Source organism: Pseudomonas sp. FSL R10-2964 (assembly GCF_009600035.1).
GTDB classification, from domain to species: Bacteria; Pseudomonadota; Gammaproteobacteria; order Pseudomonadales; family Pseudomonadaceae; genus Aquipseudomonas; species Aquipseudomonas bubulae.
In genome coordinates this window covers 1-14909 of record NZ_WIWH01000019.1, presented here as the reverse complement: position 1 = coordinate 14909, position 14909 = coordinate 1, and the positions used below count along the sequence as shown (strand labels likewise).

The 14909-nt window shown below is 59.7% G+C and carries 10 protein-coding genes; 1 reads left to right on the top strand and 9 read right to left on the bottom strand.

Features of this window, described 5'->3' with window-relative positions; genetic code table 11:
* The first annotated feature begins 86 nt into the window (after positions 1-86).
* Positions 87-1445, top strand: coding sequence for a glutathione-disulfide reductase (gorA, locus tag GHN92_RS12480; protein WP_095000188.1), 1359 nt, complete (start codon positions 87-89; stop codon positions 1443-1445).
* Positions 1446-1551: 106 nt separating this feature from the next.
* Here gorA and bcsC read toward each other — a convergent pair whose 3' ends face one another.
* Genes bcsC through GHN92_RS12435 form a run of 9 tightly spaced genes read right to left on the bottom strand, consistent with a single transcriptional unit; the run spans position 1552 to position 14855 of the window.
* Positions 1552-5082 (bottom strand): cellulose synthase complex outer membrane protein BcsC, encoded by a 3531-nt coding sequence (bcsC, locus tag GHN92_RS12475; protein ID WP_153380283.1) that lies wholly within the window; start codon positions 5080-5082, stop codon positions 1552-1554.
* Positions 5070-6182, bottom strand: coding sequence for a cellulose synthase complex periplasmic endoglucanase BcsZ (gene bcsZ, locus GHN92_RS12470; protein WP_095000190.1), 1113 nt, complete (start codon positions 6180-6182; stop codon positions 5070-5072). Before bcsZ ends, bcsC begins: the two co-directional genes overlap by 13 nt.
* 4 nt (positions 6183-6186) lie before the next feature.
* Complete coding sequence (gene bcsB, locus GHN92_RS12465) at positions 6187-8514, bottom strand: cellulose biosynthesis cyclic di-GMP-binding regulatory protein BcsB (RefSeq protein WP_095000191.1); 2328 nt, start codon at positions 8512-8514, stop codon at positions 6187-6189.
* Complete coding sequence (gene bcsA / locus GHN92_RS12460; RefSeq protein ID WP_095000192.1) at positions 8511-11111, bottom strand: UDP-forming cellulose synthase catalytic subunit; 2601 nt, start codon at positions 11109-11111, stop codon at positions 8511-8513. The genes bcsB and bcsA overlap by 4 nt, the downstream gene beginning before the upstream one ends.
* Complete coding sequence (gene bcsQ / locus GHN92_RS12455; protein WP_095000193.1) at positions 11108-11830, bottom strand: cellulose biosynthesis protein BcsQ; 723 nt, start codon at positions 11828-11830, stop codon at positions 11108-11110. Before bcsQ ends, bcsA begins: the two co-directional genes overlap by 4 nt.
* The gene (gene bcsR, locus GHN92_RS12450) at positions 11827-12063 is read right to left on the bottom strand and encodes a cellulose biosynthesis protein BcsR (protein WP_095000194.1); all 237 of its coding nucleotides are present in this window, start codon (positions 12061-12063) and stop codon (positions 11827-11829) included. Before bcsR ends, bcsQ begins: the two co-directional genes overlap by 4 nt.
* A complete protein-coding gene (bcsG, locus tag GHN92_RS12445; protein WP_153380281.1) occupies positions 12033-13679 on the bottom strand; it encodes a cellulose biosynthesis protein BcsG in 1647 nt (548 codons plus the stop codon). The genes bcsR and bcsG overlap by 31 nt, the downstream gene beginning before the upstream one ends.
* Positions 13666-13866, bottom strand: coding sequence for a cellulose biosynthesis protein BcsF (bcsF, locus tag GHN92_RS12440; protein ID WP_095000196.1), 201 nt, complete (start codon positions 13864-13866; stop codon positions 13666-13668). The genes bcsG and bcsF overlap by 14 nt, the downstream gene beginning before the upstream one ends.
* Complete coding sequence (locus GHN92_RS12435; RefSeq protein ID WP_256666460.1) at positions 13863-14855, bottom strand: BcsE family c-di-GMP-binding protein; 993 nt, start codon at positions 14853-14855, stop codon at positions 13863-13865. Before GHN92_RS12435 ends, bcsF begins: the two co-directional genes overlap by 4 nt.
* Between the last annotated feature and the right edge of the window lie 54 nt (positions 14856-14909).

Here is a 14909-nt window from a genome sequence, read left to right as displayed (position 1 = left end):
TTTTTCGTTTTTTTGCTGTCGGCAACTTCCAGCGCTGGTCAATCGCGCAGGAGCGATTATGCTGATGGCCTGCCTAGGAGAGAGAAATGGCCTACGAATTTGATCTATTTGTCATTGGTGCGGGTTCTGGTGGCGTGCGTGCTGCACGTTTTGCCGCAGGTTTTGGCGCAAAAGTGGCTGTAGCAGAAAGCCGCTATCTGGGCGGTACCTGCGTGAACGTTGGCTGCGTGCCGAAAAAGCTGCTGGTGTACGGCGCGCACTTTGCTGAAGATTTCGAGCAAGCCTCGGGGTTTGGCTGGAGCCTGGGTGAGGCCGACTTTGACTGGGCGACCCTGATCGCCAACAAAGACCGCGAGATCAATCGTCTCAACGGTATTTATCGCAACTTGCTGGTCAACAGCGGTGTGACCCTGATCGAAGGTCACGCGAAAATAACCGGCCCCAATGAAGTTGAAATCAACGGTCAGCGTCATACCGCCAAACATATCCTGATCGCCACCGGCGGCTGGCCGCAGATTCCCGACATCCCGGGCCATGAACATGCAATCAGTTCCAACGAGGCATTCTTCCTCAAAGAGCTGCCCAAGCGTGTGCTGGTGGTGGGCGGTGGCTATATCGCCGTCGAGTTTGCTGGGATTTTCCACGGTTTGGGTGCGAAAACGTCCTTACTCTATCGTGGCGAGATGTTCCTGCGCGGTTTTGATGGCGCAGTGCGCAAGCACTTGCACGAAGAACTGATCAAGCGCGGCATGGACGTACAGTTCAATGCCGATATCGAGCGGATCGACAAGCAGGCCGATGGCAGCCTCAAAGCCACACTCAAGGACGGTCGCGAGCTGATCGCCGATTGTGTGTTCTACGCCACGGGCCGTCGGCCGATGCTCGATAACCTGGGCCTGGAGAACACCGGGGTCAAACTCGACAAGCGCGGTTTTGTCGAAGTGGATGATCTGTACCAGAGTGCCGAGCCATCGATCCTGGCCATTGGCGATGTGATCGGTCGCGTGCAGTTGACGCCCGTGGCGCTGGCCGAAGGCATGGCCGTGGCGCGCCGCCTGTTCAAGCCCGAGCAATATCGGCCGGTGGATTACCAAATGATCCCGACGGCTGTGTTCAGCCTGCCTAACATCGGCACGGTGGGTTTGAGCGAAGAACAGGCCATTGAGGCGGGACACAAGGTGCAGATTTTCGAAAGCAGCTTTCGCCCGATGAAACTGACACTCACCGAGTGCCAGGAGCGTACGTTGATGAAGCTGGTGGTGGATGCTGACACCGACAAGGTGCTCGGTTGCCATATGGTCGGGCCGGAGGCGGGGGAGATCGTGCAGGGACTGGCGATTGCCTTGAAGGCCGGGGCGACCAAACAGCACTTTGACGAAACCATCGGCGTACACCCGACGGCTGCTGAAGAGTTTGTGACCATGCGCACGCCGGTAAAACGCTGATTTTCACTGTGGGAGCGGTCTTGCTCGCGATGCAGACGGCGCGGTCTATCTGTTAAACCGCGTCGCTCCGATCGCGAGCAAGCCCGCTCCCACACTGATTTGCCAATTACCTGAAATCGGCATACGGAATCAACGGTTGCACCGGCATCGGCAAGTTGCCCTGCCACACGTCGAAGGTATAACGCAGGTAGAGCATCGCCCGGCTCGGGGCATAGTCATCGCTGTGCTGATAGAGCACTCCGCCGCCCAGTACCAGATGATCCGACAGCCTGCGCTCTACCAGCCCCTGTACGCGGTAACCAATGCCAGTGCTGCTGCCGCCCGAGGTCTGCCCCAGACCGTCGGCAAGCTGGTAGCCAGCATCATCGAGCCGCTGCAGCAGTTTGCTGTTCAGTCCGTCCAGCGGGTAAAGGTCATTGGCATCGGTTTTCGCATACGACCAGCTCACCGAGCTTTCCAATGCCACCGACCAGTTGGCGGTACGGAAGGCGTAGTTCAGCGGCACACCAATCGAATAGTACTTCTGCGGGCTGTAGTAACCGCCCTGGCCGAGAGTGTATTCACTCGAGTCCTTGTCATACCCCCAATACATCAGTGTCAGACCGGTGCGCAAACGTTCGTCGGCGCGCTCCACCAGACGGTAGTAATAACCGGCCATGGCCGTGCTCTTGTGGTTGTCTTCGACGTTTTTGCCGCGCAACCAGTGCTGGCCGAAACTGGCCCATACACCGTCTACGCCCCCTTCGTCGTGGCTCAGGCTCAAGGTCACACCGTTGGACGTGACGCCGCCCCAGGTGACACCGGTGTTGGGATCGGTAGCCCCGGCATAGGACAGGATCGAGTTGCTCAGCGGGCGACGTGAACCGGTCAGGGTCCAGCCCAGTGAGCCGATCTTGCTGCTGTAGGCCACGCCGCCCAGCCAGTTGGGTACCTTGAAGTTATCCGGTGTACGACCGATATCGATGTTCCACACCTCGTTTTTCCAGCCCGCCGCCATCATCGTGCCGTTGACCGATTGCGAGCGTTCATCGCAGCCAGAGAAGTCAGGGCCATTGGTACCCTTGCGATTGACCTCCACAGCACAGGTGCCGTAGTTCTCGCGCACGAGTCCGTCCGGGTCGGCATCGAATTTTCCTGCATCCATATTCAACTGTTCTGCGCGCAGAAAACCGCTGCCATCGGCCACCGGCAGGTCCAGTTGCAGGATGGTGGTTCGGGTGTCGGTGTCCGAAGTGCCGGCGGAAGCATCGTCCGAACGCCAGCCGTAGTCGGTATACAGATGAACTGTCGGATTTTGCCGCTGGTAGAGTTCGTCCACATCACTGCGCAAGCTACGGGCCAGCCACTCGTCATCGTCCTTTTCACGACTGGCCATGGTCATGGCGCGATTGTCCCGGGGGTTGCCTTGCTCAGGGGTAATCAGCCCTGCGGCGGCCATGCTTTTGGCATAGTAGTCCAGTGCCTTTTGCGGCTCCCTGGCCGACATCAGCCGCGCCGCGTCGCGATACATCAGCGGGTCAGCCTGCGGTGATTGCAACAATTGGGCATAGATGGCCTGGGCCTTTTCAGGCTCACCCACGGCGGCCCAGACATTGGCTACCCGACGTTGCTGTGAAGGGGTCAATGGCGTGCCGGGGGCAGGGGTAAACTGTGTCAGTTGCTGACGAGCCGAAGGCAGCTGTTTGCTGGCAATCAGGGTTTCGATCTGGCCCAGGCGCGCATCAATGTTGCCCGGTTCTTTTTTCAGCACCTGGCTGTAGAGGTTTTGCGCCTGTTCATAGTCACCACGCTCCTGGGCCCAGCCAGCGATGGTCATCAGATCGTCGTTGTCCGAGTTCTGCATCAACAGGGCAATCGCTTGCGGCTCTTGCCCGGCGGCGCGCAGACTTTCAGCCCGGGCCACCAGTACATTGCGTTGCAGCCGCGTATCAAGATCACGCATGGAGTCGCTCCATTGCGCCTTGGGCAGTTGTTCCAGAACGCTCAAGGCACTGGCATCGCGCTCGGTACTTGATAGGTACAACGCGTAGGCATAAAGCGCTTCAGGGTTGCGACCCTGACGAGTCATCAGCTGTTTGAAGCTGTCATCAGCGGCGCCCGGCTGGTTGATTTCGCGCTGGGCGTTGGCCAGACGATAAGTGACCCAAGGCTCATCGGGGCTGAGGTTACGGATTTTGCTGAGCAAGGCGACCACTTGCGGCCAGTCCTTGCGCTCGGTAGCGGCATCGGCCTGACGGTTCAGTTCGTCAAGTTCGATGCTCTGGCGCAGGCTGGCAAATTCCTTCTGGCTGGCAGGCGGCAGGCGATCAAGGAAAGCCTTGGCCTTTTGCGGGTCTTGCGCGCTGTACAGACGCATCAGCCCACGCACCGCACTGCCATTGCCGGGCTCAAGACGACGGGCCTGCAACAGCAAGGCTTCGGCCTGGATATCGTTGTGCTCGGCCTGGGCCACGCTGGCCAGGCCTATGAGTGGGTCGGCATCGCCGGGCTTGGCCTTGCGTGCCTGGGTAAAGGCCGTGCGCGCCGCTGCCGGGTTATGTTGTTCAAGGGCCTTGTCGCCCTGACTGAGCAGCATGCGGTAGCGGCTGGCGTCCATCAGGTCTTGCCACTTGCTGATATTGGATGTGTCCTGTTCTTTGCTGCGAGCGGTGGCAAAGTTGCTGTTGGCTTCGGCATAGCGGCCCTGGCGAAACTGCGCCATGCCCAGGGCACCGTAAAGGGTCGGGTCGTCGGGGTATTGTTTTAGAGCGCGGCGCAGCAGGCCTTCGGCGGCTGCCGGGCTGCGCGACTGGTCGATCATTTGCTTGCCCTGGGCGCCGGCGGTCCATGCCGGGTCATTCAGCAGGCTTTGCTGCTTTTGCAGGTTTTTATTGGCCTCGCCAATCAGCGGCGAATTTGGATAGCGCGCAATAAAGCCCTGCCAGGCCTGTGCCGATGTGCGATCCACCGGCAATGTGCTGAGGTAGGTGTATTCACGCTCAGCCGCAGCATTACTGGCGACCGGGTCTTTGGCCAGTTGCTGCAGGACGATCAGGGCTTCTGGCGCACGGTCTTCGCGGAACAACAGGTCGGCCAGGGTTTGACGCAGGCCGGGGTTACCCGGGTACTGTTTGTCCAGGCTGCGCAGTTGCTCGATGACCTGTGCACGCTGGCCCTGGATATTGCTGCGGATGCGCAGGTATTCCAGTGCCGTGGCAAAATCCGGCGGGGCATTGCCAAACAGTCGCTCGAAAATCGCCACGGCTTCTTCAGGACGACCGGCCGCAGCAAACAGGCGCGCCTGTTGCAGGTCTTTCTGGCTTTGTGGGTCTTGCAGCTTCATCAGGCTCTGGGCCTGACGCAGTGCCGCCGAATCAGGGGCAACATTTTGCAACTGGGCCAGACGCTGCCTGGCCAGCTCCGGGTTTTTCTCCAGCAATGCCTGGCGTATCGACGCCACCAACGCTTGCGGGTTGTTGGGTGAGATCAATTGCAGCCGTGCCAGCGAGTCACGCACCAGGTCTTCGCGGTACATGGCTTCGCCGATCCGAACCTGCTCCAGCAGCCATTGTTGCTGCTCCTGCACCGTGCTCGGCTGTGCAATGGCTGCAGTGGACAACCCACCGAGCAGGAACGCCCACGTTGTTATTTTTGGCATGTTTTGATCCACGAAGGTAAAAGCTGCCCATCCTTGTCAAAGCGATAGCGTTGTTCATCCCAGCCCTGGCCGAACAGCAGCAGTGACTGGTTGTAATAGGCATCGGCCGCAGGCGGCTGTTGCTTGATCCGTTCCTGTTGAACCGCCAGCGCGGGGGAGTCCAGGCTGGACAGTAACGGCAGCATGGCGGCGGAAAACCCTACCGGCCCCGTGCCGGTGTATTTGCCGGTAACGGCATTGACGCTTTCTGGCACATAGCTCAGGGTTTGGGTGAGGTTGGCCATGGGCGCAAAATGTTGTTGCAGTGGCTGGCGACCGGCCGCGTCCTGGGCCAGCATGCCAACCCACAGGTAGACGCGAATGGCATCGTAGTCCCCCAGCGAACCCTCCTTGCTGTCCGGTGCCCAACCGCCACCGGCTTTCCACTGCAGCCAGTCCGGGGCAAAGCCTTTGGGCGAAGTCTCTATCAGCATGCGTTGCTGGTTGCTCGCCAGTTCGGCCCAGATCGGTGATATACGCGCAAAACGGGCCAACAGTTGCGGTGGCAAATAGCTGGGGTTCAGGCGCCAACCCTTGGGGCTGTCAAAACCCACATCCCCGGGCAACAGCATCAGGCCCAGCCCGGGCAGCTTGCGCAGGCTTTGCGCAGCGCTGCGCCAGAGCATGTTCTGCCCAAGCGCGACATACTCGGGCCACTGCCACAGCCGGCCGGCTTCGAGCAGGCTGTAGGCGATCCACAGGTCGGCATCGCTGGCATTGTTGCTGTCCAGGATCTGCCACTTGCCGTTTTTTGCCAGACCCCATTGCCAGGCTGGCAGATGAGCCTCAAGGCTGCCACCGGCGAGGTTATTGCGGGTCCACTCGAGAATCCTCGCAAAACTCTTTTTGTCGTTGCCCAGCAAGGCAAAAAACAACCCGTAGCTTTGACCTTCCGAGGTGGTGATCATTTGCGCCGACGAGCCATCGATAATCCGCCCGTCGCTGCTCATCATGGCCTTCTTGTAACTGTCCCAGGCGGGCCAGTCACAGGATTGCGCACTCGCCACCTGAGGCAATAGCCCCAGGGTCGAGCTCAGGGTAAGTGCCGCCAGTCGCTTCATGGCGTTAGTCATGCTTGTTCAGGCGACGGTTGGCCGCCCAGCTCAAGGCACGCCACAGCAGGAAGGCGCTGAGCAGAACGCTGATCACGGCCAGCACGGTCAGTAGCACCGGGTGCTCGGAGAGCTGGTACCACAGCAACAGGTACCATGGCAGGTTGCCAACAAAGTACTGGTCACCCACCAGTTGGCTGTAAACACCGCTGCTGCGGATCAGTGCCGCGGAGCCCGCTACTGCGTCCAGCTTGCCGCTGTCACCGAGGACTTCGCGCAACAAGTTGTAGTCTGCATCGTCATTGGCCAACATTGCCACGACACTGCGCTGGTTATGGGTCGGGGACTGCATGCCCAGGATAGCTGCAATCGGGGCCTGCGCTGTGACTTCCACCTTGTTGGCTGGCACGTTGCGTGCGTCGGTCGACGGCGTGCGACGAATGTTGGCATCAATACCGGTGGTGCCATGTGGCTGTACCAGCATGTCACGCTGGCGTTGCAGCAATACGCTCAAGTCCGGGTTATCGCGCAGGTCTGGTGCCATTTGTCCCAGTACCAGCAGGTCGGCATCTTCCTTGGAGGCGGATTGCCAGTCATCGGTCAGGCGCAAGCCGAACGCCGGGTAGCCGGAACGCGCAGAAATGCTGGCCACGGTTTCAAGCAGGGTGCTGATTTGTGTCGGTGTGGTGTCTTTGGGTACGACAACGATGGATTCGGACATGTCGGCCATGCGGCTGAACGGGAAACCACTGCGGGCAAAGGCTTTGAGGTCCGGCATGCTGATGTAGTGGTAGTAGCCGGACATATCGATGGTGGAGTCCTCATCGATAATTGCCTGGGTGTTGGCCGGCAGGATGGTCTGGCAGCGATCTTTCTGTGAACTGCCCATGGTGCTGGCAAAGTTGAAGTCGAAACGCAGACGGTTACGGTCGCCAATTTTCAGCGAAGGCACGATCAGTTTGTCATTGACGTTGGCTGAGTCGTTGGACAGCACCGACAGGCGCAGTTCTTCGAGGTTGCTGGTGTCTTTGCGCAGCAATGGCAGGCTGGTGAGGAACTGGTCATTGAGGCTGATATTCAAGCGCGAATCATCATTGGCCGACGGCGCGGTGTAGCGGTACTGGGTGCGCAGCGGGATACCCTGGTTGCGCCAGACAAACAGGTCAGGCGGCAGGTTGACGTCCAGGGTGATGGCGCGTGGCACCAGCCCGCTGACTTGCAGTTGTTGCGGGTAACTGACCAGTTCGGCAAAACGCACAGGGCGGTCGGTACGCATCCACGCCGGAGCATCGTAGGGTTTGCGCGGTTGCAGTTCCTGGACCTTGTCGATGGTCACACGGGAACCGCGCATCAGGTTGCCGCCCAGGGCCAGGGCCTTGGCGGCTGTAGCCAGGTCTTCTTCGTTGCGACCCATGACCAGCAGGATTTTGCTGTAAGGCGCATCAGGGTGGTTGATCATTTCGACCACAGGCGCGGTCACGGCCGGGAATTTCTCCAGATCGCTCATAAATGCAGGGCGGTGATCGTTGGTGGCAAACACCACGGTGGGCTGGACGGCATCCTTGTCTTGCACGCCTGGCAGGGTATCGAACACGACCGGGAAATTGGCCCCGCGCCAGTTGGACTGGCTACCGAAGTAGGAAGCCAGAATCGCGGCGGCTTTCTGTTCGCCCAGGGTCGGGTTGGCCGCGAAGACAAACGGCAGTTCGAGTTTGCCGCTGTTGCGCGGGTCGAAAAACGGCAGCGGGAAAAACGCCAGATCGTTTTGCAGGCTCAGCGCCTGTTCCTGCAGGGTAATGCTGCTGCCACGGCTGATATTGACCCACAGGGTGCTGTTGGCCGGGTCTTCGCAGAATTCGGTGTAATGGCCGACAAACTCCAGGCGTACGCGGTTGAAGTCCGAAATCAGTCGCGGATCAAGGGCCATCTTTTGCGTGGTTTTACGCCCCAACTGGTCCTTCTCGATCGGCAGCACGCCCATCAGCACATCGTTGAGGTAAACCCGGATATGGGAAACCGTCGGGATCAGCGAAGGCGAGGGCGTGTATTCCAGCTGCAGGCTGGCGTCGCTGGCAATGCGGTCCCGGCGCATGCCGAATTCCACCTGGTCGGCGCTGTTGATACCCAGCAGCAGGGAGTCACCGGGGCGCCCCAGTTGCTCAAAGGTATAGGTCACCGGCCAGCTTGGCAGTACCTGATCGGTTTGTGCAAATGCAGGTTTTGGCAGCGTTTCGGCCACTGGTGAGCTCCCCGGCAAAGGCAGGGGGGCCGACATCAGCTGTGAGGCGAAGGTCATCAGCGCTAGGCTGGCGAAAATGGTTTTTTTGGTTATACGACTCATGATCTGCTCACTGGCCGGGAAATAAGAGGGGTGGAGGTGGGCATGCGCGGCAAAAAGCTGCCCAGCCACTGAAAGATGTGCAGGAAAGGTTTTGCCAACACGCGGACCCACGCCGGCAGGTATTCATACAGGCGGTAATAACCCTTGATGCCCAGGGCCAGGATCTCCTTGAGACTCTGGATCGGCTTGTCGGCTTCAAAACCGCTGTTGTGATCAAGCCAGGCATCGGCGCGGCCAAAGGTGCATTGCACGAAGGCAATTTTTTCTTCGGCCGGTAACCGGGCAAAGCTGAGACCAATAAAACGTTCGCTGGAACGGGTCAGGGTGCCGGTGAATACAAACTCGCGGTTGCCGCGTTGCAGAATCAGTGAAACCGGCGTGCCGACGGGCAATTGCAGAGCCTGGCTCAGTTGCAGGCCGACGCCACCGTCGGAGTAGTCCACCAGCTCACAAGGGTAGCTGTGCCCGTCAGCCAGTTTCACCGCCCCCGGCAAGCGCGCGAGTACCCGGTGGGTGTTGCGCACCTGGCGTACTTCCGCGGCAACTGCAACCGCAGCCCCGATGATCAGCAGGTTGTAGATCACCCACAGGACGCTGACGATCACGGTGAAGATTTCATCCCTGGGGCCATAGAACAGGCGCCAGACGGCAAAGCCCAGGCCGAGGATGTTCAACACCGACAAAATCAGATAGGGCTTGGCGGTCTGCCAGTCGAACTGGTTTTCCTCCATCATGCCGCCCTTGGCCGTGACGTTGAATTTGCCCCGTGACGGGCTGAACAAGGCCACCGTGGTCGGCCGTGCGATGTACCAGGCCAGCACGGTTTCATACACCTCGCCCCAGAATGTCTGGCGGTAGGCGCCTTGCATCCGCGAGTTGGTCAGGCTGGCGTGGATCATGTGCGGCAGCACATACAACAGGATCATCGCCGCCGGGGCGTAGATGATGTAAGCGTGGAAGAACAGGAATGCCAGGGGCGCAGTGAGGAACACCAGCCGCGGCAGTCCCACCAGAAAGTGCATCATGGCGTTGGTGTAGCAGATGCGCTGGAAGATCGTCAGGCCCTTGCCCAACAGCGGGTTGTCAGTGCGGAAAATCTGCACCATGCCCCGCGCCCAACGGATGCGCTGGCCGATATGCGCCGACAGGCTCTCGGTCGCCAGCCCCGCCGCCTGCGGAATACGCAGATAGGCCGAGGTCCAGCCATTGCGGTGCAGACGCAAGGCGGTATGGGCATCTTCGGTCACGGTTTCGACAGCAAAACCGCCGATGGAGTCAATTGCGGTACGCCGCAGTATGGCGCAGGAGCCGCAGAAGAACGCGGCGTTCCACATGTCGTTGCCGTCCTGGATCAGTCCGTAGAACAGCTCGCCTTCGTTGGGGCGGTTACGGAAAGTACCCAGGTTGCGCTCGAACGGATCCGGCGAGAGGAAGTGGTGCGGGGTTTGCACCAGCGCCAGTTTCGGATCGCGCAGAAACCAGCCAACCGTCAATTGCAGGAAGGAGCGGGCAGGCATGTGGTCGCAGTCGAAAATCGCCACCAGATCGCCGTCGAGCAATTTCAGGGCATGGTTGAGGTTACCCGCCTTGGCGTGACGGTTGTCGGTGCGGGCGATGTAGTTGATACCCACTTCCTCGGCGAAGGTCTTGAAACTTGGGCGGTTACCGTCATCGAGCAAATGGATGCGCAGCTTGTCTTTCGGCCAGTCGATACCCAGCGCCGCATACACCGTGCCACGGGTAACCGACAATTCTTCGTTGTAGGTGGGAATCAGCAGATCCACTACCGGCCACTGATCGGTGTCTGCCGGCAGCTGTGCCGGTTTGCGATTGAGCGGCCATGAGGTTTGCACATAACCCAGCAACAGGATCAGCCAGGTATAGGTTTCGGCCACCAGCAAGGTCAGGCCGCAGACCAGATCGAAGGTGTCGTTCCAGTTCAGGGTCGAGGTATAGCGCCACCACAGATAACGGCACGACACGATGACCGAGAGCACGATCAGCAATAATGTAGGGAAGCGCCCCGGCATGCGCCGGACCAGCATGGCCAGCATCCACAGCAAGACGACAAACACCAGTTGCGCAAGGAAACCGAACGGTTCGGTAATGCACAGCACAATCAACGCCAGGGCCAGTACGCCCATGGCGATATACAGGCCCTTGCGCAGCGGCCATTGAATGTTGTCCCACCAGTGCGAGCCTTTGGTGACTTGCGGGCTGAGGGTGGTGGGCAAGCGGGCAAAGGCATTGGACAGCAGGTTCCATGGCCGTTGCACGATCATCAGCAAGGCCGAGAAAAAGCTGGCCGTGCGCTGGCGGAAGCGTTGCCGGCCGATCTGGTCCTGGTTGGGCGTTCGCACCAGCAGTAGCCACAGGGTTTGCACCGTGTAGCGTAGCGGGTCACCGATGGTCGAGGGCTTGTCCGCCAGGTGCGGATACAGGCGCCGGTGCTGTTCGCGCAAGGCTTGCCAGCGGGGTGATTCAAGGCGCAGGAAGATCCAGCCCAGCGCTTGAATCAGCGCCAGGGTGAAGGCGGTAAAACGGGTGCAGTTCTGCTCCCGCCGCAATCGTGTATAGGGGAACCAACGCCTGATCATTCAAGCCTCCTGCCGCGCAGCAGGCACCAACTGGCCAGGCTGATAATGTCCAGGGCAATCAGGCTGGAGGGCGCATAGCGCCCGGCAGGCTCGCTTCTGGCCAGGGCCTCGGCCATGGCTTCATCGGCATGCAGGTTGACTGGCACCAGTGCATGGGCATAACGCTGTTGCCAGATCAGCAGCAGATCGCGCTGCAACTGGCTGGCGGCATCGAAGCGATTGACCAGAAACAGCGGGGTCTGCGTCAGCTGCGGTTGCAACAGCACATGGCAGGCAGCATCGGCGTTGGTAACCATCATCGAGAGTGCGCAGTGCGGGTTGGTCATATGCCCAGGCAAGCGTTGCGGCAGGTCGAAGAGTATCCAGTCAAACGCGTTCGCCAGCGCAGCCTGGCGCTGGCTCCAGAGCTTTGGCTGTTCAATCAGCAGGGCATCGAGGGCAAAAAGCTCGCTCGGCTTCAATTGGCCATAGGGCAGCACGCACAGGCCTGGCTCTACCACCCAGGCGTGTTCGTGCCAGGGTTGCCGGTCAAGGGTCGCCCGCGCCCAGCCTTCACGGGGGGCAAGGTCCATATTGAAGTGCAGGCCCAGGGAGTTCTCCGGGCACATGTCCACCAGCAGCACTTTCTGCCCCAGCTCATGCAGCGCATGGCCAAGGGCCGCCAGGGTTGAGCTGGTGCCCACGCCACCCCGCACGCCACGCAAACTCATGCTGATCATGGGGTTTGCTCCGTGTCCTTGGCCAGCAACGGGGGCTGCTTGTACTGCGCCTCTAGATAGGCCAGCAACGGCCAGCGCTCAAAGGCCTGCAACAGCTCCATGTGTGCCGACACATCGACATATTCCAGGGCATGCAGCTCCATCATGGATTTAAGCCGGGCAATATCATCGGCCCGTTCTTTGCGCGAAAGGATATCGGCGCTTATTTGAACCGCTGTGGGTAAGGCAGCCATCCGCCGTTCTCCTTGATTCGCACATAAGGTTTGCCGTTGTAGTCGAGTACTACGGTCCCTGAGTTTTCCGATACTTTCGCGGTTTTCGGCAGATCGGTGAGCAGCCTGGACCAGTCCACGGTCTGGCCATTGCTCAGCGCCGGATCGGCGTACAGGCGAGCTATGATTTCTGCCACGGCCAGGTAGCTGCTGGGTTCACTGACGTGGATAGGCTGGGTTTGCGCGTTGTCGCCCATATTGATCAGCCTGATACCCACCGGTACATGGGTGATGGAGTCACTGGGGATTTCGCGCATGCCGGCTATCTGCATGCGGTCACCGTGCAGCGCTGCGCCATGCTCAGGGACGATGGCTACCACGACGCGACGGCCACTTTTTTCCAGCTCTTTAAGGAAGGCATTAAGATCGTCGAGAAGGATCTGCGCCCGGCTGCGGTAGTCAGCGGCCTGGGTGCCGCCATCGGACTGCACCTGGCGGTTACCGTCGTGCAGGCTGGTGGTGTTGTAGAACAGCGCCATATTGGGTGAGTCTTCAGTCATGCGGTGCTGCCACCACTTGCTCAGCACATCACGGTCGCGCCAGATCGGCGAGCCATCAAAACCGACATAGGTACGCGGCAGGCCTGCGGGTACAACACCCAGAGCCGGAGGAGGCAACTGGCCCTGTTCACGCACTTCCTGCAGGAAACCGTCGAATTCACCGGTGTGGTTAAGCATCAGCTCATTGGAAAAGCCCAGCTTGCGCAAGTCATCGAACAACAGGCACTGATCCGCCGGTTGTTTGTACAACTGCGCATGGGAGGTCTGGCCGCAACTGGCGCGCAGCAAGCGAATGGCTGCGGGGCCGCTGTAGGCGGTGGCCGAGTTGAAGTTGTCGAATATCACGTCCATCTGGCTGAACAACGGGTTGTCACGCAAGCCCACGGCATCCAGGTCGTCCCAGGCCATGGAACAAATATTGATCACCAGCAGATCGAACGGGGGCGGCTTGACTGCCGGTTCCTTGAACTCGACCTTGCGCGTGGATTCGTTGAGATAGAACTTCTCCAGGTAGCCATTGAGCGTCGCGTCGTCGGGCTCGCCTGCGCTGACGGTCGGCGCGCCCGTGGCAGTCTGTGCGCCGGCCATTTGCGGTTGCACGGAAGGTGGCAACAACCACTGCAGATTGCCCATGCCCAACCAGGCAAAGCCCAGCAGGGTGAGGGTGGTCAGGCGCAGCCACTGGTTCAGGAACAGGTAGCCGACAAACAGCAACAGCAACAGGGCGCACACTTGCCAGTCGATAAAACGCCCCAGCAGCTCGACGATATAGTCGAACGAAAAGTTCAACACCCCGGGTTGTGCCAGCAGGCGGCTGAAGGGCGGGAACCAGGTGTCCTGGTACAGAAGGGCCACGGCCACCGGAATGGCAATCAGGGTGCGCAAACGGCGTAGCGCCGGGTTGGCGATCGGAATCAGCAAAACGGCAGCAAATATCAGGTTGGGCAAAATCTGGATGTTCAGATGCCCCGTCCAGGCCAGCAGGAACTTGGCCAGGAAATACAGGTTCCAGGCGCCCAGGCCGCTCCAGGATCCGGCAATTTTGTGCGCCGGTGCGTCAGACTTAAACAGACTCATCAGGCGTTCTCTGAGCAGGGCTGGCTGGCATGCGACGGCGAACGCCGCACGATTTCAAATAGCGGGGAGAGAGGTACTGCTCGAAATGACTTTTCAAGTACATCCGCATGCGCTGCCAGAACAGCGTCAGCAGTACGGTCACCACACAGGTCAATGCAATGACATCGATTAGCTCAAGGAACGTCATGACTGTGGCTCACTGATAGGCAGGGTGAATCTTTGCGGATTTAACGGCGCACGTTCACCCGTAGCAGATACCGCTTGCGTCGCATGGGTCTCGACGGGGATATGCAAGTGTGCAGGCACGGCGCCAGCTTTAATAAAGGCGTCAGCCGGCAGATCGGACAACCCGCTGAGCATGCGGCGCTGGCTGAACATGTCGCGCCAGGGCAGGCGGCAAACATTGCCCAGTGCCGGTTCCAGTCCGTCAGCGCGGCAGGCAAACAGAAAGAGGTAAAGCTCGCCATCCAGCAGGCAGGCAAAGTCGCCGAATCGACGCAGGCACATCTGATTGAGGAACAGTTCCTCACCAATGCCGGGCACCGGTTCGAACTTCATCAACTGGTGGGTTACCTCACCCGAACTGTCCTGGTAGATCTGCGCAACGGCTTCGAAGAAATCACGGGGGCTCACCAGCCCGCGAATTTGCGGCGGGCGCTGACGTTCCAGGAGGGTCTTGAAATTAATGTTCTGCGTGTACTGCCAGCGCTGCCCCTGAATGCTTTCAATCATGCTCAGAAAACGTGAGAGCAGGGTGCCGTCGGGAACGATCAGGTTGGCCCCGCAGGCCAGCAACAGACGTTCATCGCGGTAGCGCACCGACGGTTCCATTTCGCGCACAACGATCTTCAACTGCGGCCCGCAATGTTCGCGCAAGTCGTGCAACTGCTGTGCAAGCTCAAGTAACTGGTAGCTGTTGTCGATGCCGACAATTACGGTCGCGGCGCTGGCTGACTGGGCTGCTTCGAGCAATGCATCACGGTTTTCGAACAGGTACCAGTGCTTGGACATTGACGGCGTACCCTCCAGCACGGAGCGCTCGGCAAGATAAACGTGCTGATCGTCCGCTACCCGGGGCTGGGTATCGACCTCGGTTTGCGGGATCAGGCGCAAGGTCGCGTCATGGTCCGACAACTTGAACTCCTGCCCGGCGCTAGGCTCTGTACGTAAACCCAAGAAATACGATTTTCTGTAAAATACACCGCCATTAAAGCCAGGAGGCCAAGATGG